This window comes from Citrobacter sp. Marseille-Q5395 (genome assembly GCF_947057495.1).
Lineage (GTDB): Bacteria > Pseudomonadota > Gammaproteobacteria > Enterobacterales > Enterobacteriaceae > Citrobacter > Citrobacter murliniae.
In genome coordinates, this window is record NZ_CAMSEL010000005.1 from 123,096 (window position 1) to 141,243 (window position 18,148).

Consider the following 18,148-nt stretch of genomic DNA (forward strand, 5'->3'; position numbering starts at 1 on the left):
TGTTAATCCTCTCGGGCAAAAAGTGCCTCTATAAAATCGTCCGCTTTAAACGGACGTAAATCCTCGATACGTTCGCCCACGCCGATATAACGGATAGGGATGCCAAACTGGTCGGCAACCGAGAAAATTACTCCACCTTTCGCCGTACCGTCCAGCTTGGTGAGGGTAATACCGGTCAATCCCACCGCTTCATGGAACAGTTTGGCCTGGCTTATTGCATTCTGCCCGGTACTGGCGTCAAGGGTCAGCATAATTTCATGCGGCGCATCCTCGTCCAGCTTCTTCATGACACGAACGATTTTTTTCAATTCTTCCATCAGGTGCGCTTTGTTCTGCAAGCGACCCGCAGTATCAGCGATCAGCACGTCAACGTTACGCGCCTTCGCAGCCTGAATAGCATCAAAGATAACGGATGCGGAATCCGCGCCGGTATGCTGAGCAATCACCGGGATGTTGTTACGCTGACCCCAGACCTGCAGCTGCTCTACCGCCGCAGCACGGAAGGTGTCCCCGGCTGCCAGCATCACCGACTTACCCTGCTGCTCAAACTGGCGCGCCAGCTTACCGATGGTGGTCGTTTTACCCACACCGTTCACACCCACCATTAAAATAACAAATGGCGTTTTACCATCAACATTCAGCGGTTCATCAACCTTTGCCAGAATCTCGCCCATTTCATCTTTCAGCAGACCATACAGCGCTTCTGCATCACGCAGTTGCTTGCGGCTGGCGCCTTCCGTCAGATTGGCGATGATCTTGCGGGTGGTTTCCACACCCACGTCAGCGATCAGTAACTGCTCTTCCAGCTCTTCAAACAGATCATCGTCGATCTTTTTACCACGGAACAGACTGATAAATCCGGAACCGAGGTTTTCTTTTGTTTTCAGCAAGCTGCGTTTAAGACGCGCAAAGAAACCTTCTTTCGTCGGCTTTTCCTGCTCCTGCGCGGCCTCTTCTTCTACCGTTTCCTCTACCAAACCCTCTTCCGCTGGGGTGCCTTCAACCGGTACAACAGTTTCGGCTTCTTCCACCGCCACGGCTGCCAGCGCCTGCGCTTCCAGCTCTTCGTCAGTCAGTTGCGGTTCGTTATCCGCTTCTTCTTCAACCGCCTCCACAATTTCAACGGTTTCCGCTTCGGCCAGCCACTCCTCAGGTGAAGTTTCTTCAGCTTTCACCTCTTCCGGCAGCGGCAACTCTTCGCGTTCAATAACCTCAACGGCGGCCATTGTCGGTTCAGGTGCTTCAACAACCGGTTGAACATGTTCGGCAACGGGCTCTATTTCAGGCTGCAGCTTTTCGATTTCCGCAACCTGTTCCGTGACTTCAACAACTTCAGCAGCAAAAGCTTCTGATTCCGCTTCACTATGCGTTTCCTGCGCGCGAGGTTGTTCCTCTACGACGACAGTTTCTTCGGCAACCGATTGTTGTTCTTCGTTTTTTAATTCTGTCTCGTTTTCCGGTGCCTGCTCTTTTTGACCAAAGCCCAGCCAGGAAAAAAAGCCACGTTTTTTCTCTTTCGCCATTTGCGACTACACTCCCCCGCTGTTGCTTCATGGCACAGCGTCAACGCTATGTACATAGCAGCTATAAAAATGATGAAATAGTCTATCACTTAACTCAACTCACATCACCGCCTGGAACGACATGCTATAGGCGGATTGAGCAATAATCGAAATGAAAAAACCGAATCACTCAGGCAGCGGTCAGATCCGCATTATTGGCGGGCAATGGCGGGGCCGTAAACTCCCGGTTCCGGACAGTCCCGGTTTACGACCGACGACCGACCGAGTCCGCGAAACATTGTTTAACTGGCTGGCCCCGGTGATGGTCGACGCGCGCTGCCTCGACTGCTTCGCCGGAAGCGGCGCGCTGGGGCTGGAAGCCCTCTCCCGCTATGCAGCAGACGCCACGCTGCTGGAGATGGACCGTGCGGTATCGCAGCAGTTACAAAAGAATCTTGCCACACTTAAGGCAAGCCATGCCCGCGTCATCAACACCAACACGCTCGCGTTTCTGGCCCAGGCGGGTACGCCGCATAATGTGGTGTTTGTTGATCCACCTTTTCGCAAAGGTTTACTGGAAGAAACATTAACTCTTCTGGAAACAAACAACTGGCTGGCAAACGAGGCGTATATTTACGTGGAAAGCGAAGTTGAAAACGGTCTGCCTCCGGTTCCTGTTAACTGGTCGTTGTATCGCGAAAAGGTAGCCGGACAGGTCGCCTATCGCCTGTATCAACGCGAAGCCAAAGGAGAGCACAATGCTGATTAATCTGGGACGCTTATTGATGCTGTGCGTCTGGGCCTTTTTACTGCTTAATATTTTTCAGCCGTTTCCACGCCCACTCAACATCTTCGTTAACGTTGCACTGGTGTTTATGGCACTGATGCATGGGATGCAGTTAGCGCTGTTAAAAAGCACGTTACCAAAAGATGGCCCGCAGATGACCAGCGGTGAGAAAATCCGCATTTTTCTGTTTGGCGTGTTTGAGCTACTGGTCTGGCAGAAGAAAATTAAGACTCAGTTGAAGAAGTAACCGCAATGCCGGATGGCGGTTTACGCCTTATCCGGCCTGCTCAATTACGGTTGTGCGCTAAACCCCTCAAAGCGCGAGCCTTTGTAACTCAGCGTGCCCTTGTCCCCGACCGTTAATGCATGATACTGCTGCGCATCAAGACGAAACGTCTGCTCCAGACCTCCATTTTGCGGCTTGAAGCTCGCTTCATAACGCATGCTGGTGCCCGCCGGAGTCACTTCCTGCTGACGTGAACGCCTGTCGTTAAGCTGCTTTTCTCGTTTATTACTTACCACCACCTGCTTTTGCACCAGCGGTGCGGCATCATTATCCGCTTTTTCACGTCGCTGCTGAACAAAGCGAAACGATGCGGCAATAACAATTAATACAATGATAACAATGAAAAAAAGTGGTGGTTTACTCATATTATTAACCCATCAGAAAATGCGGAAATAAGCATAACCTGCCTGTTATGGTGTTGTCATCTGGCGCTATCGGCCTCTACACTGGTCAGAAGAGCCGTAGGCACCCCGCTTACGAAAAAATAACGAATTCAAGGAACTAAGATGCTTTGGTCGTTTATCGCTGTCTGTCTTTCCGCATGGCTGTTTGTAGATGCCTCTTATCGTGGCCCCGTCTGGCAACGTTGGGTCTTTAAGCCACTCACATTATTACTCCTGCTGTTACTGGCCTGGCAGGCACCAATGTTTAACGCCGTCAGCTACCTGGTGCTGGCCGGCTTGTTTGCCTCACTACTGGGCGATGCACTGACACTGTTGCCACGTCAACGCCTGTTGTATGCCGTGGGCGCGTTTTTCCTGTCGCATTTGCTGTATACCATTTATTTCGCCAGCCAAATGACACTGTCGTTCTTCTGGCCACTGCCGTTGGTGCTGCTGGTGATGGGAGCCTTACTGATCGCCGTGATCTGGACGCGACTGGAAGAGCTTCGCTTAGCAATATGTACCTTTATCGGCATCACCCTGATGATGGTATGGATGGCCGGTGAGCTCTGGTTCTTCCGCCCAACTGCCCCGGCGCTGTCAGCATTTATGGGGGCCGCGTTACTGTTTGTCGGCAATATTGTCTGGCTGGGAAGTCATTATCGTTGCCGCTTCCGCGCTGATAATGCAATTGCCGCCGCCTGCTACTTTGCCGGACATTTCCTGATTGTTCGTTCGCTGTATCTTTAAAAATGCTTGACTCTGGAGTCGACTCCAGAGTGTATCCTCCGGTTAATACGAAATGATTATCGACCGGAGGATGCCATGTCGACACCAGATGCCAATGGCAAAAAGGCCCCACAGTTTTCTTCATTCAAACTTGCTCCTGCACCACAGAAGGCAGATGACTGCTGCTGTGAAGGGAGTTGCTCAACCCCACCGCCCGTTTCCGATGCCGTTGAAGGTTCTCGCTATTCCTGGAAAGTAGCGGGTATGGATTGCGCTGCTTGCGCCCGTAAAGTTGAAAATGCGGTCCGTCAGGTCAGAGGTGTCAATCACGTTCAGGTGCTGTTCGCGACTGAAAAACTGGTGGTCAATACCGACGCCGATATCCGCCAACAAATTGAAAACGCGGTGCAAAAGGCAGGCTATACCCTGCGCGATGAGCAGACTCCGCAAGAGGCCCCCGAGTCCCGATTTAAAGAGAACCTGCCGCTGATTACGCTGGTCATCATGATGGCTATTAGTTGGGGGCTGGAGCAGTTCAATCACCCCTTTGGTCAGATGGCGTTTATCGCCACCACGCTGGTTGGTCTGTATCCCATTGCCCGTCAGGCCCTGCGCCTGATGAAAACCGGCAGCTACTTCGCCATTGAAACACTGATGAGCGTTGCCGCCATTGGCGCGCTGTTTATTGGTGCCACGGCTGAAGCCGCGATGGTTTTACTGCTGTTCTTAATTGGCGAACGCCTGGAAGGATGGGCAGCCAGCCGCGCCCGTAAAGGCGTCAGCGCCCTGATGGCACTGAAACCAGAAACCGCCACACGCCTGCATAATGGCAAGCGTGAAGAGGTCGCCATTAATACTCTCCAGCCTGGCGACATTATCGAAGTTGCCGCGGGTGGACGTTTACCTGCCGATGGCAAACTGGTCTCCGATTTTGCCAGTTTTGATGAAAGCGCACTCACCGGCGAATCTATCCCGGTTGAACGCGCAACCGGCGAAAAAGTCCCGGCGGGCGCAACCAGCGTCGACCGTCTGGTCACACTTGAAGTTCTCTCTGAACCCGGTGCCAGCGCCATTGACCGCATTCTGAAACTGATTGAAGAAGCCGACGAGCGTCGCGCGCCCATAGAGCGTTTTATTGACCGCTTCAGCCGGATTTACACCCCAGCTATTATGGCGGTTGCCCTGCTGGTCACCCTCGTGCCGCCGCTGCTGTTTGCTGCATCCTGGCAGGAGTGGATTTATAAAGGGCTGACGCTGTTGTTGATTGGTTGTCCATGCGCATTGGTTATCTCTACGCCTGCAGCGATCACCTCCGGGCTGGCAGCAGCGGCACGTCGTGGGGCGCTCATTAAAGGCGGTGCGGCGCTGGAACAACTGGGCAGAGTCACTCAGGTGGCGTTTGATAAAACCGGAACGCTGACTGTAGGTAAACCCCGCGTAACAGCCATTCATCCAGCGAGCAATATCAGCGAGTCCGAACTCCTGGCACTGGCGGCGGCGGTAGAACAAGGCGCCACGCATCCACTGGCACAGGCGATTGTTCGCGAAGCACAAACCCGTGAATTGACCATCCCAGGGGCCAAAGCACAGCGTGCGCTGGTTGGTTCAGGCATTGAAGCGCAGGTTAATGGCGAACGCGTGCTGATTTGCGCCGCAGGTAAACAACCTGCCGAAGCCTTTACCGGGCAGATAAGTGAACTGGAAAGCGCCGGACAAACGGTAGTGCTGGTGCTGCGCAACAATGCCGTGTTGGGTGTAATTGCCTTGCAGGATACGTTGCGTGACGACGCCCGCACCGCCATCAGCGAGCTTCATCAGTTAGGTGTGAAAGGTGTGATCCTCACCGGCGATAATCCACGAGCGGCAGCAGCGATTGCCAGTGAACTGGGTCTGGAGTTCAAAGCCGGGCTACTGCCGGAAGATAAAGTTCGGGTGGTAACCAGCCTGAACCAGCAGTCGCCGCTGGCAATGGTCGGTGACGGAATTAACGACGCTCCGGCAATGAAAGCCGCCACTATCGGCATTGCAATGGGAAGCGGGACCGACGTCGCGCTGGAAACGGCAGACGCCGCCCTGACCCATAACCGTTTGCGTGGTCTGGTACAAATGATTCAACTGGCGCGCGCCACTCACGCCAATATTCGTCAGAATATTGCGATTGCGCTGGGACTGAAGGGAATTTTTCTGATTACCACACTGCTCGGGATCACCGGATTGTGGCTGGCGGTGCTGGCAGATACGGGGGCGACGGTTCTTGTGACTGCCAACGCGTTGCGGCTGTTACGTAAAGGATAACGCGTTTTGTCGGCCGGATGGGACGCTTTAGCGTCGGCATCCGGCAGCGATTACTGACCCTTACGCACTAAATAACGGTACGGCAGAGAGTCGGTCTCTTTTGCCACCAACTCATGCTCCATAAACGTGCAGAAGCCGGGAATATCGCGGGTTGTCGCCGGATCGTCCGCGACAATCAGCAGCGTTTCTCCGGCCTGCATGCCGCGTACGGTTTTACGCACCATCATTACCGGTTCCGGGCAGCGCAGTCCCTGTGCATCAAGGGTATGGTCGGGAGAGGTAAACAAATCGCTCATCATTATCTCGTTCAATAAAAAACGGCGTTATTTTACGCTCTGTTGGTCAGTAAGCCAATCAGGTTAACGATTGCGTGAAAAACAACCATTGCAATGTGCTCTTAAAGCAGTATCATGCGACGGTTTTTTATTGGGTTCCCTCACCCCATCCAACAAAAAGGTCACAATATGACTCCGTTTACACAAACTCAGCGCGTAAAAGCGTTGTTCTGGCTATCGCTATTTCATCTGCTGGTGATCACCTCCAGCAACTATCTGGTGCAGCTTCCGATCTCCATCTTTGGTTTTCATACCACATGGGGTGCTTTTAGCTTTCCGTTTATTTTCCTCGCAACCGACCTGACCGTACGTATTTTTGGCGCACCGCTGGCACGACGCATCATCTTTGCAGTGATGGTCCCCGCGCTGCTGATCTCATATGTTATTTCAGCACTGTTTTATATGGGGTCCTGGCAGGGATTCGGCGCGCTGCTGCACTTTAACCTGTTTGTTGCCCGTATCGCCGCCGCCAGCTTTATGGCCTACGCGCTGGGACAAATTCTGGACGTGCATGTCTTCAACCGTCTGCGTCAGAACCGTCGCTGGTGGCTGGCACCCACGGCTTCAACGTTGTTTGGCAATATCAGCGATACGCTGGCCTTCTTCTTTATCGCCTTTTGGCGTAGCCCGGATGCCTTTATGGCAGAGCACTGGATGGAAATCGCGCTTGTTGATTACTGCTTCAAGGTGCTGATCAGTATTATTTTCTTCCTGCCGATGTACGGCGTGCTGTTGAATATGTTACTGAAAAGGCTGGCAGATAAATCCGAAATATCGGCATTGCAGACGAGTTAAAGGTTCATTTTCCGAGTTGTGATAAGATGGACGAATGAGCCGTTATGGCCGTTTATCGAAAGGAAGAAGTCAATGCGCAATCTGGTTAAATATGTCGGTATTGGCCTGCTGGTTATGGGGCTTGCGGCCTGTGATAATAGCGATTCAAAAGCGCCAGCAGAGGGTGCTGCCGCAGAAAGTAGCGCTACCGGACAACCGGTTAGCCTGCTGGATGGCAAACTCAGTTTTTCCCTGCCAGCAGACATGACCGATCAGAGCGGCAAGCTGGGTACTCAGGCCAACAACATGCACGTGTACTCTGATGCTACCGGCCAAAAAGCAGTGATTGTGATTGTCGGCGACGATACCAGCGAAGACCTGGCTGTTCTGGCAAAACGTCTGGAAGATCAGCAGCGCAGCCGTGACCCGCAGTTACAGGTGGTCACTAACAAGTCGATTGAACTGAAAGGTCACACTCTTCAGCAGTTAGACAGCATCATCTCCGCGAAAGGCCAGACTGCTTACTCTTCCGTGGTACTGGGGAAAGTCAACAACCAACTGCTGACTCTGCAAATCACGTTGCCTGCTGACGATCAGCAGAAAGCGCAGACTACCGCAGAAAATATCATTAACACCCTGGTTATCCAGTAATCGTTAAGATGATGATGCGGCCTCCGATGATGCAATCGGGGGCCGTTTTTTTAGCCTCCAGGTCAGCAGGAACGCCACCGCAACCAGCCCAGCTGCCGCCAGATAGATAACTGGCACGTCCGCCCATGTCATCACCAACCCCGCCAGCGGCCCGGTGACCCCTAGCGATAAATCCATAAACACCGTATAAGTTGCCAGCGCAGCACCCTGATTCTGTTGCGGTACAGCTTTTACCGCCACTACACCCAACGCAGGGAAGACCAGCGAGAATCCCGCACCTGCTAGCAAAACGCCTATTTTCGCCATCCACGGCATGGATGCCATCCCTAACAGCAGCAGCCCAACGATCTCTACGCTGAAGCAGATCATCGCCACATTCAAACCACCTAACCGATTGATACCATTTGGGAATAACAAACGAGTACCGACAAACGTGCAACTGAACAGCGTTAGCGCAAATGCAGCACCGTCCCAACCTTTGGCGTCATAAAACAGCGTAATAAAGGTGGCGATCACCCCAAATCCTGCGGAGGCCAGCGCCAGCGCCATGCCATACAACCAGACGCGTCCGAGTACCGCGCGAAACGGCAGCGGTTTGCCCTTGCTGGCCTTCACTGCCGGGCGAGGGAGTGCCAGCAGTATCGCCAGTAGCGCCACCCCCATGACGGTTAATGCCAGTCCTTGTAATCCGCCCCAGGCATAGCACAGTACGCCTAGTGGTGCGCCTATCGCCATCGCGCCGTAGGTGACGATGCCATTCCACGAAATCACCCGGCCAATGTGTATTGACCCCACTACTCCCACGCCCCACAACGTGGATCCCGTGCCAGCAAAACTTTGCCCAATTCCCAGTATCACGCGTCCCAGACACAGCAGCAGCAAACTCGCCATTGGCCAGCCGCTGGTCGAACCTGCCAGCAAATAGCCCAGACCACTTAAAAAGCAGCCACACAGTCCGAAAACTACGATCTTCTTCGGCCCCAGCAGATCGGCATATCGACCAGCATGGGGACGACTCAGTAGCGTGGCGAAATACTGCAGGCTAATCACCAGTCCGGCCCAGAAGGCGCTAAAGCCCATAATATCATGGACATATCCCGGCAGAACCGCGAGCGGCAAGCCGATAGTCAGGTAGCTGGCGAAGTTAAACATCACCACGGAGACAATGCGCAGATTGAGACGTAATCCGCTAAACGTTGGTTCAGCGACGGGTTCGGGCATGGAGGGTCACCACATTTTTACAACAGTGTTTCATATCTACCATGATGCAGAAGAGAAATCAGCAGCCAGATTAGGAATATCTGTCGCAAGCCAGCCGCTACACTTAATGCAAAACGTAAAAAGGAAGAATACATGACAACCTCTCAGCCCGATAAAACGGGTTTGCACATTCTGCTCAAACTTGCCGCTCTGGTTGTTATCCTCGCAGGCATACATGCCGCCGCAGATATTATTGTGCAACTACTGCTGGCCCTCTTTTTTGCCATTGTATTGAATCCACTGGTCACCTGGTTTATTCGCCGGGGAGTACGTCGACCGATCGCCATTACGCTGGTAGTGATGGTGATGTTGATCGTTCTCACCGCGCTGGTGGGTGTTCTTGCTTCCTCAGTCAATGAGTTTATCGGCATGCTGCCAAAGTACAACAAGGAGCTAACACGCAAGGTACTGTATCTGCAGGATATGATGCCCTTTCTTAATCTGCATATGTCGCCAGAGCGCATGCTACAACGCATTGATTCTGACAAGCTGATGACCTTTACAACCACGCTGATGACCGGAGTTTCCGGTGCGATGGCAAGCGTCGTCCTGCTGGTAATGACGGTGGTATTTATGCTGTTTGAAGTACGCCATGTCCCCTACAAAATGCGTTTTGCGCTGAATAATCCGCAAATCCATATTGCTGGTCTTCATCGGGCATTAAAGGGCGTCTCTCACTATCTGGCGCTAAAAACGCTACTCAGCCTATGGACAGGAGCTATCATCTGGCTTGGGCTTGCGCTAATGGGTATTCAGTTTGCTCTGATGTGGGGCGTACTGGCATTCCTGTTAAATTACGTACCCAATATTGGTTCCGTCATTTCCGCCGTACCACCGATGATCCAGGCACTGTTGTTCAATGGCATCTACGAATGCGTGCTCGTTGGCGCACTTTTTCTGGCAGTACATATGGTGATTGGTAACATCCTTGAGCCACGCATGATGGGACATCGTTTAGGATTGTCGACGCTGATCGTATTTCTCTCCTTGCTGGTATGGGGATGGCTACTCGGCCCGGTAGGAATGCTGCTCTCCGTACCATTAACCAGCGTGTGCAAAATTTGGATGGAAACCACCACAGGCGGCAGCAAACTGGCTATTTTACTTGGACCAGGCAGACCCAAAAGCCGGCTTCCCTGAAAAAACTACCAACCGGGGTAGTTCTTACACGACCATTAAACTGGTATAAGCGTAGATATATATGCCGATTTGCCATAAATAAGATAATGAAAATGAGTTCATTATCTTATTTAAGTGAATACATTAAATTCATGAATTGAATATACAAAACAATAAATTTCAAAAGTCATTTAACCCAAACCAACCCTCTATATTTAAAGGTTATTTCCATTGATATCGTTTGCTTGACAACCTATACTTATCACCGACAATAGCGACGTAGACTTTCCGTTGCAGAAAAACATAGAATATTATACTCAGGTAATTCCATCACCTTGCTATCAGTCTTGTGAAATAGACCACAAATTTAGCTTAAATAAAATCACAAGGTGATGCGGGTGATCATTATTTCGCAGCTTATTATTTAACACGTATAAACAGTACTTTGATAGGGAGTTTTAATGAAGCAGTATATTAAATGGTTTGCGGCAATTGCTGTTGTCGGTGCGCTGGCAGGTTGTGCGCGTACCGCGCCGATTGATCAAGTACACTCCAGCGTTAGCGCAGGGCACACTCAGGATCAGGTTAAAACCGCAATTCTGAAAGCAGGCGTTCAACGCCAGTGGATCATGTCTGAAGTTAGCCCTGGCGTCATCAAAGCACGTCAGCAAACCCGCGATCATGTGGCTGAAGTCCGTATTACCTATACCGCCACCAGCTACGACATCAAATATGACAGCAGCCTCAATCTGCAGGCTTCAGGCGGGAAAATTCACAAAAACTATAACCGCTGGGTGCGCAATCTGGATAAAGACATCCAGATCAATTTGTCAACCGGTGCCAATCTGTAATTATGCCTAAAGTCGGGCCGATAAGGCCCGATACTCTAACTATCTACCATTTAACAGGTTGTTCCCACATGTACGAACAGGATTCGCTTAGCGCACTGGATGCCATTACTGAAGCACAACGAATCGCATTTGCCCCTATGCTTTTTCAAACCGCGTTGTGCCTGCGAAATGCGGGAGTACTCGCCTGGCTGGACAAGCAAGGTAAACGCGGCGCGACACTCGATGAAATTACTGAAAACAGTACCATCAACGAATATGCTGCCAGCATACTGCTGGATATGGGGTTAAGCGGGCGAATCATTACCTATAAAGAGGGGCATTATTACCTCGCTAAAGTCGGTCATTTTCTTTTACATGACACGATGACGCGTGTGAATATGGATTTCACCCAGGATGTTTGTTATCAGGGTTTGTTCTATCTGGAGAATGCGCTGAAAGAAGGAAAACCCGCGGGATTAAAAATCTTTGGTGACTGGCCAACAATCTATCCCGCTCTGTCGCAATTACCGCCGGCTGCGCGTGAAAGTTGGTTTGCTTTCGATCATTACTATTCAGATGGGGCATTTGACGCCGCACTGCCATATGTATTCGCCAGCGCCCCTGCAACCCTGTACGATATTGGCGGAAATACCGGGAAATGGGCATTACGTTGTTGTCAACATGATGACAATATTGCAGTAACCCTATTAGATTTACCGCAACAAATTGCACTTGCACGTGAAAATATCGAAAATGCAGGATTATCTCATCGCATAAATTTCCATCCTGTGGATATGCTTAGCGATTCGCCTTTACCCGCCGAGGCGGATATCTGGTGGATGAGCCAATTCCTGGATTGTTTTTCTCCGGAACAAATTATCACCATGCTTAGCAATATTGCCCGCGTGATGAAACCCGGCGCAAAGTTGTGCATTATGGAACTGTTTTGGGATGCCCAAAAATTTGAAGCGGCCTCATTTAGCCTGAATGCGTCTTCGCTTTATTTTACCTGTATGGCGAATGGCAACAGCCGTTTCTACAGCGTAGAGAAGTTTTATCACTATCTGAATCAGGCAGGATTTCAGGTAGATGAACGCCACGACAACTTAGGTGTTGGACATACTTTATTGATATGTCAGAAGAAAAAATAATAAACAATCGGAACTACCGATTTATCGCGGACGCGCGTTGATGAAATTTGCATTAAACATTATCGACTGGCAGGCCAAGGCGCCAGGGTTAAGCGAAAGGACACAGTGGCATGAATGGTCACGGCTTTCGCACGCTATCGATCCAGCCGCACCACTGGCTAAACTCAGTGAGTTACCAATGATGACGGCTCGCCGCCTCAGTTCCGGCAGCAAGCTGGCCGTCGATTGCGGGCTGGCGATGCTACGCCGCCATAAGATCGATGCCATCCTCTATACCAGCCGCCACGGTGAACTGGAGCGTAACTACCGGATCCTGCACGCCCTGGCAACAGAGCAGGCACTCTCACCGACCGATTTTGCCCTTTCTGTGCATAACTCCGCCGTGGGTAACCTGACTATCGCTGCGAAAAAACCGATCGTCTCTTCCTCACTCTCTGCAGGCAGGGATACATTCCAGCAAGGATTATGCGAAGTCATGAGCCTGTTGCAGGCGGGATATCAGCGCGTGTTAATGGTCGATTTCGACGGTTTTCTGCCTGAGTTTTATCACCCACAACTGCCTCCTGAAATGCCGACATGGCCATTTGCCGTCGCGCTGGTAATTGAATCAGGTGATACCTGGCAATGCAAAACCCGTCCGCATAGCGCCCATAGTGAGACCACGTTGCCGCAAAGCTTGTTGTTTTTACAGCACTATCTACAGGATATCGATACGTTTACCCTGCCGGGTGAACGCGTGCAGTGGCAGTGGAGTCAGGGATGAACAGGATACTTCTGCGCCTTAATTGGGGATGGCGGCTGGTAATGACCGGATTTTGCTTTGCCTTGTTTGGTCTCGGGGGACTACTGCTTTCTACTATCTGGTTTAACTTATTGTTAGTTGCGATATGGAATAATACCAGACGTCGGCGCATCGCCAGACGCAGCATTGCCGCCAGTTTTCGTCTCTTTTTAACCGTGGCGAAACGACTTGGCGTACTGGATTACCGCATTGAAGGACGAGACATCTTGCGCAAAGAGCGAGGGTGTCTGGTGGTCGCCAATCATCCGACGCTAATCGACTATGTGTTACTGGCCTCGGTTATGCCGGAAACGGACTGCCTGGTGAAAAGCGCGCTCTTGAAGAATCCGTTCCTCGGCGGCGTAGTCCGGGCGGCAGATTACCTGATTAATAGTCAGGCCGATGCGCTATTGCCTGCCTGCCAGCAACGGCTGGAACAAGGCGATACAATTTTAATTTTCCCCGAGGGTACTCGCACACGCCCCGGAGAGGAAATGACGCTACAGCGCGGTGCAGCAAATATCGCTGTGCGCTGCAGCAGCGATTTACGCATAGTGACCATTAACTGCAGCGAACAAATGCTGGATAAAGAAAGCAAATGGTATGACGTCCCATCGGTAAAACCCGTATTTACTATTTCAGTACACGAACGAGTTAAAATCGATCAATTTTACGATGCAAATTCACAAGAACCGGCGCTGGCCGCAAGGCAGTTAAACCGGCATCTTTTGCTTCAATTACAACCAGGTAATTTACCTCTTTCAGGAATTAATGATGCAAGCGCTTTATCTTGAAATCAAAAATCTCATTATAACGACACTGAATCTCGACGAACTGACAGCTGACGATATTGAAACCGAAGCGGCACTCTTTGGTGATGGCTTAGGGCTGGACTCGATCGATGCTCTGGAGCTGGGTCTGGCGGTGAAAAACGAGTATGGCGTGGTGCTCTCTGCTGAGAGTGAAGAGATGCGCCAGCACTTCTTCTCCGTCGCCACGCTGGCATCTTTCATTCACGCGCAACGTGCCTGAGGATAGTCCGTTATGACCGAACAAAAAGCCATTTACGAAGAAGTCTCCTCGCTGCTGGTTAAGCTATTCGAAGTCGACCCACAGGATATCAAGCCTGAGGCACGCCTGTACGAAGATCTGGAGCTCGACAGCATTGATGCCGTCGACATGATCGTGCATCTGCAAAAGAAAACCGGTAAGAAAATCAAGCCGGAAGAGTTCAAAGCAGTACGCACCGTACAAGATGTCGTCGATGCGGTAGAACGCCTTCTCAAAGAAGCGTAACTCACCGTGTCGGGCACTCGCTCGCTGCCAGTCGTACAACTGCTAACAGGTTTACTGCTGTTGGCCTGGCCATTTTTAATCTGGTTTGGCCTGGCGCATAACAGCCTGCACTGGCTGCTGCCGTTGATGGCGCTACTCCTGTTTTTACGCTTTCGCCAGACCCGGCGACAGGCGGGGCCGTTGCGCGTCGTGACACAGGTAGTGGCGGTCGCTGGCATCACACTGTGCATTGCCAGCTATCTGCTCAAAACGCACCAACTGTTGCTGTTTTATCCGGTGGTGGTAAATGGCGTCATGCTGGCGGTATTTGGCGGCTCACTCTGGTCAGCCATGCCAATTGTCGAACGGCTGGCGCGACTGCGTGACCCAAACCTTCCCGAAGCAGGCGTGCGCTACACTCGCCGTGTGACGCAAATCTGGTGCGCCTTTTTCATCCTTAACGGCAGCGTTGCGCTTTTTACCGCACTGTATGGCGATATGTCACTGTGGACGACCTGGAACGGTATGATCTCCTATCTGCTGATGGGAACACTCATGGCGGGTGAGTGGTTAGTTCGCCAACAGATGATAAAACGAGATACCCAATGAAGCAGCCCCTCACTCTTGCTCAATGGCTCAGTGCCCCACGTCCGGACGGAGTGCCTGTGGCGTGGCAGGAAGAGCACACCTGGACACTTGGTCATCTGCGCCATGATGTGGCCCGGTTGATAACGCATCTGCAGCAGCAGGAAGGTGAACGCTGGGCATTGTGCTTCGAGAACAGTTATTTATTTATCGTCGCACTGCTGGCAACGCTCCACGCAGGCAAAATACCGGTGATCCCTGGTCATTGCCGTGTTTCATTATTAAACGAGCAGCATGCGCTGTTTGATGGCGTACTGAGCGATAAAGCGCTGGACTGGCAAGGTGCACTGCTGGTTGTCAGTTCAGCCATGAAACCCGCTACCTACGATATTACTTTCCCGGCAATACCCAGCGACGCCTTCGTGGAACTCTTCACCTCCGGCTCCACCGGCCAGCCGAAACGGGTCATCAAGCCAATCAATCGTCTGGATAACGAAGCCGCGCTGCTCGCGACGCGTTTTGCCGATCGCCTGGCAGGTTGTCGGGTGGTCGCGTCAGTGGTGCCACAGCATCTGTATGGTCTGACGTTTCGTATCTTCTTGCCAATGGCCTTAGGTTTACCGCTACATGCTGCAATGCTGTGGTACGCCGAGCAGTTGGCGGCGCTAAGCCATGAACATCGCTATGTGTTTATCAGCAGCCCGGCGTTTCTGAAACGCCTCGACCATCAGCTTACCCCGCCGCCGGTCGAGATGATTCTTTCCGCAGGCGGCATGCTGCCCTGGCAGGATGTCACGCAGGCCGCTGACTGGCTGAACGTATGGCCCGATGAGATCTACGGCAGCACCGAAACCGGTATCCTCGCCTGGCGTTATCGCCAGCGGGATGATGTGGCATGGCAGCCCTTCCCTGGAGTCAGATTCCAGCCAGAAAACGAGGCATTTCGCGTGTTTTCTCCACTTATCGCCGCTGATGATGGCCTGTTGCTCGACGATATTCTGCATTTTACAGAAAGCGGGCAGTTCCGTCTGATGGGTAGACGGGGTCGCGTGGTCAAAATTGAAGAGAAGCGTATTTCACTCAGCGAAGTGGAGCAACGCTTACTGGCTCTGGACGGTATCCGCGAAGTCGCGGCATTGCCCGTCTCACGCGGAGGGCGTCAGGGAGTTGGCGTCCTGTTAGTGCTGGATAACGAGGCGCGTCAACGCTGGCATGAATGCGGGGGTAAACCGCAAGAGCTGAGCTGGAGGCGCTCGCTGCTGCCGTGGCTGGAGCCGGTCGCCGTTCCTCGCTACTGGCGCGTGATTGACGAAATCCCGGTCAACAGTATGAACAAGCGTGTCTATGCGCAATTACAGGAGTTATTTCATGAAACCCCATGAAATCGAGCGCCACCAGGCACAGCCTCAACAGGCTGAGATCGTTTTACATCTCGACCCTTCTTTGTTCTGGTTCAGCGGGCATTTTGCTGTGCAGCCGCTGCTGCCTGGCGTTGCACAGCTGGATTGGGTGATGCATTACGCCACCACGCTGCTGATCCCCGGCTGGCGTTTTCACAGTATTCAGAACGTGAAATTCCAGTCACCGCTCCTGCCGGGAACAACCGTAACCCTGAGTCTGAGCTGGCAGGAAGAGCGTCAGATGCTCTCTTTCAGCTACCAGCGTCACGACGGCGAAGCGCGTCATACCGCCAGCAGCGGGAAGATTCGGTTATGTCACTAACCTTTTCCCCTTGCGTGCTGATCCCTTGCTACAACCATGGCGCGATGATGTCGCGCGTACTGGCACGTCTACAGCCGTTTGACCTCCCCTGCATTGTGGTCGACGATGGCAGTGATGACGCCACACGGGATGAACTGGCTCGACTGGCAGCTGAAAATAGCAATCTGACATTAATCCGCCTGCCTGTAAACGCGGGTAAAGGTGCTGCGGTGCTCCGGGGAATGCAGGCCGCGGCAGACGCAGGGTTCAGCCATGCGGTGCAAGTGGATGCCGACGGACAGCATGACATTGAAGATATTCCCAGACTGCTTGCGCTGGCGAAAGAACATCCGACGGCGCTGATTTCCGGACAACCGATTTACGATGGCTCAATTCCCCGCTCGCGCCTGTACGGACGCTGGGTAACCCACGTCTGGGTGTGGATAGAAACGCTTTCGCTGCAGTTAAAAGACAGCATGTGCGGTTTCCGGGTGTATCCGGTTGCGCCAACGCTTCAACTGGCGCAGCGCGTGACGCTTGGCAAGCGAATGGATTTTGACACCGAAGTGATGGTACGCCTCTACTGGCAAGGCAACACCAGCTATTTTATTCCAACCAGGGTTACCTACCCACTGGATGGACTGTCCCATTTCGACGCGCTCAAAGACAACCTGCGCATTTCACGGATGCATACACGCCTGTTCTTTGGCATGTTGCCGCGCATCCCTTCCCTGCTTCTTCGCCGCTCATCCACACACTGGGCACATCAGCAAGAGGTCAAAGGGCTGTGGGGAATGCGTCTGATGGTGCTGGTCTGGCGTTTTCTGGGACGCAAGGTATTTTCCCTGATGCTATATCCGGTAGTCGGCGTGTACTGGCTCACGGCTTCGGCCGCTCGTAAAGCATCTCAGAGCTGGATTAGCCGCGTACGGGCACAACTGACCGCGCGTCAGATGGCAGTACCGTCAAACCTGACCAGCTATCAACATTTCCTGCGTTTTGGCGACGCAATGCTGGATAAAATTGCCAGTTGGCGCGGTGAACTGCACTTTGGTCGCGATGTGGTTTTCGCGCCAGGCGCAGAAGAGGCGTTAAACGTCAGCGATCCGCGGGGAAAACTACTGCTGGCTTCACATCTGGGCGATGTCGAAGCCTGTAGGGCTCTGGCCCAATTACAGGGCAGCAAAACCATCAATGCACTGGTATTCAGCGAGAACGCCCAGCGCTTCAGGCAAATCATGGAAGAGATGGCCCCACAGGCCGGACTAAACCTGCTTCCGGTGAACGATATCGGCCCGGATACCGCCATTCTGCTCAAAGAGAAACTGGAGCGCGGAGAATGGATCGCCATCGTCGGCGATCGCATCGCGGTAAATACCCAACGTGGCGGCGAATGGCGCGTCTGCTGGAGCCGCTTTATGGGACAAGCTGCTCCCTTCCCGCAGGGGCCGTTTATCCTTGCGTCTATTTTACGCTGCCCGGTCGATCTGATTTTTGCCCTACGCCAGCAGAATAAACTACGCATTCACTGCGAGCCGTTTGCCGACCCGTTGCTCTTACCGCGCGCCAGCCGGCAACACGCGTTACAGAATGCTATCGATCGCTACGCCGAACGCCTGGAGCACTATGCGCTTCAGTCGCCGCTTGACTGGTTTAACTTTTTCGATTTCTGGCAACTGCCGGATACCAAAGACAAGGAGTAAA

Annotated in this window: 21 protein-coding genes; 17 read left to right on the top strand and 4 right to left on the bottom strand. The window is 52.4% G+C overall.

Annotated elements, in window-relative coordinates; translation table 11 throughout:
* Positions 1–2 precede the first annotated feature (2 nt).
* Positions 3–1,523, bottom strand: coding sequence for a signal recognition particle-docking protein FtsY (gene ftsY / locus OH663_RS06805; protein ID WP_200013229.1), 1,521 nt, complete (start codon positions 1,521–1,523; stop codon positions 3–5).
* Positions 1,524–1,674: 151 nt separating this feature from the next.
* On the opposite strand from ftsY, the gene rsmD reads away from it, so the two are divergent.
* A complete protein-coding gene (gene rsmD / locus OH663_RS06810; RefSeq protein WP_045448532.1) occupies positions 1,675–2,271 on the top strand; it encodes a 16S rRNA (guanine(966)-N(2))-methyltransferase in 597 nt (198 codons plus the stop codon).
* Positions 2,261–2,536, top strand: coding sequence for a DUF1145 family protein (locus tag OH663_RS06815; protein WP_200013228.1), 276 nt, complete (start codon positions 2,261–2,263; stop codon positions 2,534–2,536). The genes rsmD and OH663_RS06815 overlap by 11 nt, the downstream gene beginning before the upstream one ends.
* A gap of 44 nt (positions 2,537–2,580) precedes the next feature.
* Here the strand turns inward: OH663_RS06815 and OH663_RS06820 are convergent, their stop codons facing one another.
* The gene (locus tag OH663_RS06820) at positions 2,581–2,940 is read right to left on the bottom strand and encodes a DUF2500 domain-containing protein (protein WP_048222956.1); all 360 of its coding nucleotides are present in this window, start codon (positions 2,938–2,940) and stop codon (positions 2,581–2,583) included.
* A gap of 141 nt (positions 2,941–3,081) precedes the next feature.
* On the opposite strand from OH663_RS06820, the gene OH663_RS06825 reads away from it, so the two are divergent.
* Both OH663_RS06825 and zntA read left to right on the top strand, forming a co-directional pair.
* Positions 3,082–3,708, top strand: a complete 627-nt coding sequence (locus tag OH663_RS06825; RefSeq protein WP_045448538.1) for a lysoplasmalogenase — start codon at positions 3,082–3,084, stop codon at positions 3,706–3,708.
* Positions 3,709–3,783: 75 nt separating this feature from the next.
* The gene (zntA, locus tag OH663_RS06830) at positions 3,784–5,982 is read left to right on the top strand and encodes a Zn(II)/Cd(II)/Pb(II) translocating P-type ATPase ZntA (protein WP_200013227.1); all 2,199 of its coding nucleotides are present in this window, start codon (positions 3,784–3,786) and stop codon (positions 5,980–5,982) included.
* Between the two features lie 50 nt (positions 5,983–6,032).
* Here the strand turns inward: zntA and tusA are convergent, their stop codons facing one another.
* Positions 6,033–6,278: a sulfurtransferase TusA gene (tusA, locus tag OH663_RS06835; RefSeq protein ID WP_003827551.1), complete on the bottom strand. Its 246-nt coding sequence runs from the start codon at positions 6,276–6,278 to the stop codon at positions 6,033–6,035.
* A gap of 168 nt (positions 6,279–6,446) precedes the next feature.
* Between tusA and OH663_RS06840 the strand changes: the two genes are divergently transcribed.
* Both OH663_RS06840 and OH663_RS06845 read left to right on the top strand, forming a co-directional pair.
* A complete protein-coding gene (locus OH663_RS06840; RefSeq protein ID WP_045448542.1) occupies positions 6,447–7,112 on the top strand; it encodes a 7-cyano-7-deazaguanine/7-aminomethyl-7-deazaguanine transporter in 666 nt (221 codons plus the stop codon).
* Between the two features lie 72 nt (positions 7,113–7,184).
* Complete coding sequence (locus tag OH663_RS06845; RefSeq protein ID WP_045448544.1) at positions 7,185–7,742, top strand: DcrB family lipoprotein; 558 nt, start codon at positions 7,185–7,187, stop codon at positions 7,740–7,742.
* A 3-nt stretch (positions 7,743–7,745) separates the two neighbouring features.
* Here the strand turns inward: OH663_RS06845 and OH663_RS06850 are convergent, their stop codons facing one another.
* Positions 7,746–8,963, bottom strand: coding sequence for an MFS transporter (locus OH663_RS06850; protein WP_200013226.1), 1,218 nt, complete (start codon positions 8,961–8,963; stop codon positions 7,746–7,748).
* A 132-nt stretch (positions 8,964–9,095) separates the two neighbouring features.
* Here OH663_RS06850 and OH663_RS06855 point away from each other — a divergent pair, with 132 nt between their 5' ends.
* From OH663_RS06855 to OH663_RS06905, 11 genes are all read left to right on the top strand, one after another.
* Positions 9,096–10,142: an AI-2E family transporter gene (locus tag OH663_RS06855; RefSeq protein WP_048222960.1), complete on the top strand. Its 1,047-nt coding sequence runs from the start codon at positions 9,096–9,098 to the stop codon at positions 10,140–10,142.
* Positions 10,143–10,594: 452 nt separating this feature from the next.
* Positions 10,595–10,972 carry a hypothetical protein gene (locus tag OH663_RS06860; RefSeq protein ID WP_144243109.1) on the top strand — a complete coding sequence of 126 codons (378 nt, stop codon included), beginning with the start codon at positions 10,595–10,597 and terminating at the stop codon, positions 10,970–10,972.
* Between the two features lie 68 nt (positions 10,973–11,040).
* Positions 11,041–12,102 (top strand): class I SAM-dependent methyltransferase, encoded by a 1,062-nt coding sequence (locus tag OH663_RS06865; protein ID WP_045448552.1) that lies wholly within the window; start codon positions 11,041–11,043, stop codon positions 12,100–12,102.
* Between the two features lie 40 nt (positions 12,103–12,142).
* Positions 12,143–12,865, top strand: coding sequence for a beta-ketoacyl synthase chain length factor (locus tag OH663_RS06870; protein WP_200013225.1), 723 nt, complete (start codon positions 12,143–12,145; stop codon positions 12,863–12,865).
* Positions 12,862–13,677 carry a lysophospholipid acyltransferase family protein gene (locus OH663_RS06875; protein ID WP_045448556.1) on the top strand — a complete coding sequence of 272 codons (816 nt, stop codon included), beginning with the start codon at positions 12,862–12,864 and terminating at the stop codon, positions 13,675–13,677. The genes OH663_RS06870 and OH663_RS06875 overlap by 4 nt, the downstream gene beginning before the upstream one ends.
* Positions 13,658–13,915, top strand: coding sequence for a phosphopantetheine-binding protein (locus tag OH663_RS06880; protein ID WP_016154854.1), 258 nt, complete (start codon positions 13,658–13,660; stop codon positions 13,913–13,915). The genes OH663_RS06875 and OH663_RS06880 overlap by 20 nt, the downstream gene beginning before the upstream one ends.
* Before the next feature lie 12 nt (positions 13,916–13,927).
* A complete protein-coding gene (locus tag OH663_RS06885; protein ID WP_005121566.1) occupies positions 13,928–14,179 on the top strand; it encodes an acyl carrier protein in 252 nt (83 codons plus the stop codon).
* 6 nt (positions 14,180–14,185) lie between these two features.
* Positions 14,186–14,767 carry a COG4648 family protein gene (locus OH663_RS06890; RefSeq protein WP_045448560.1) on the top strand — a complete coding sequence of 194 codons (582 nt, stop codon included), beginning with the start codon at positions 14,186–14,188 and terminating at the stop codon, positions 14,765–14,767.
* Complete coding sequence (locus tag OH663_RS06895; protein WP_045448562.1) at positions 14,764–16,125, top strand: AMP-binding protein; 1,362 nt, start codon at positions 14,764–14,766, stop codon at positions 16,123–16,125. The genes OH663_RS06890 and OH663_RS06895 overlap by 4 nt, the downstream gene beginning before the upstream one ends.
* A complete protein-coding gene (locus OH663_RS06900) occupies positions 16,112–16,465 on the top strand; it encodes an ApeI family dehydratase (protein ID WP_045448564.1) in 354 nt (117 codons plus the stop codon). The genes OH663_RS06895 and OH663_RS06900 overlap by 14 nt, the downstream gene beginning before the upstream one ends.
* Positions 16,456–18,147, top strand: a complete 1,692-nt coding sequence (locus tag OH663_RS06905; protein WP_048222967.1) for a glycosyltransferase family 2 protein — start codon at positions 16,456–16,458, stop codon at positions 18,145–18,147. Before OH663_RS06900 ends, OH663_RS06905 begins: the two co-directional genes overlap by 10 nt.
* Position 18,148 lies beyond the last annotated feature (1 nt).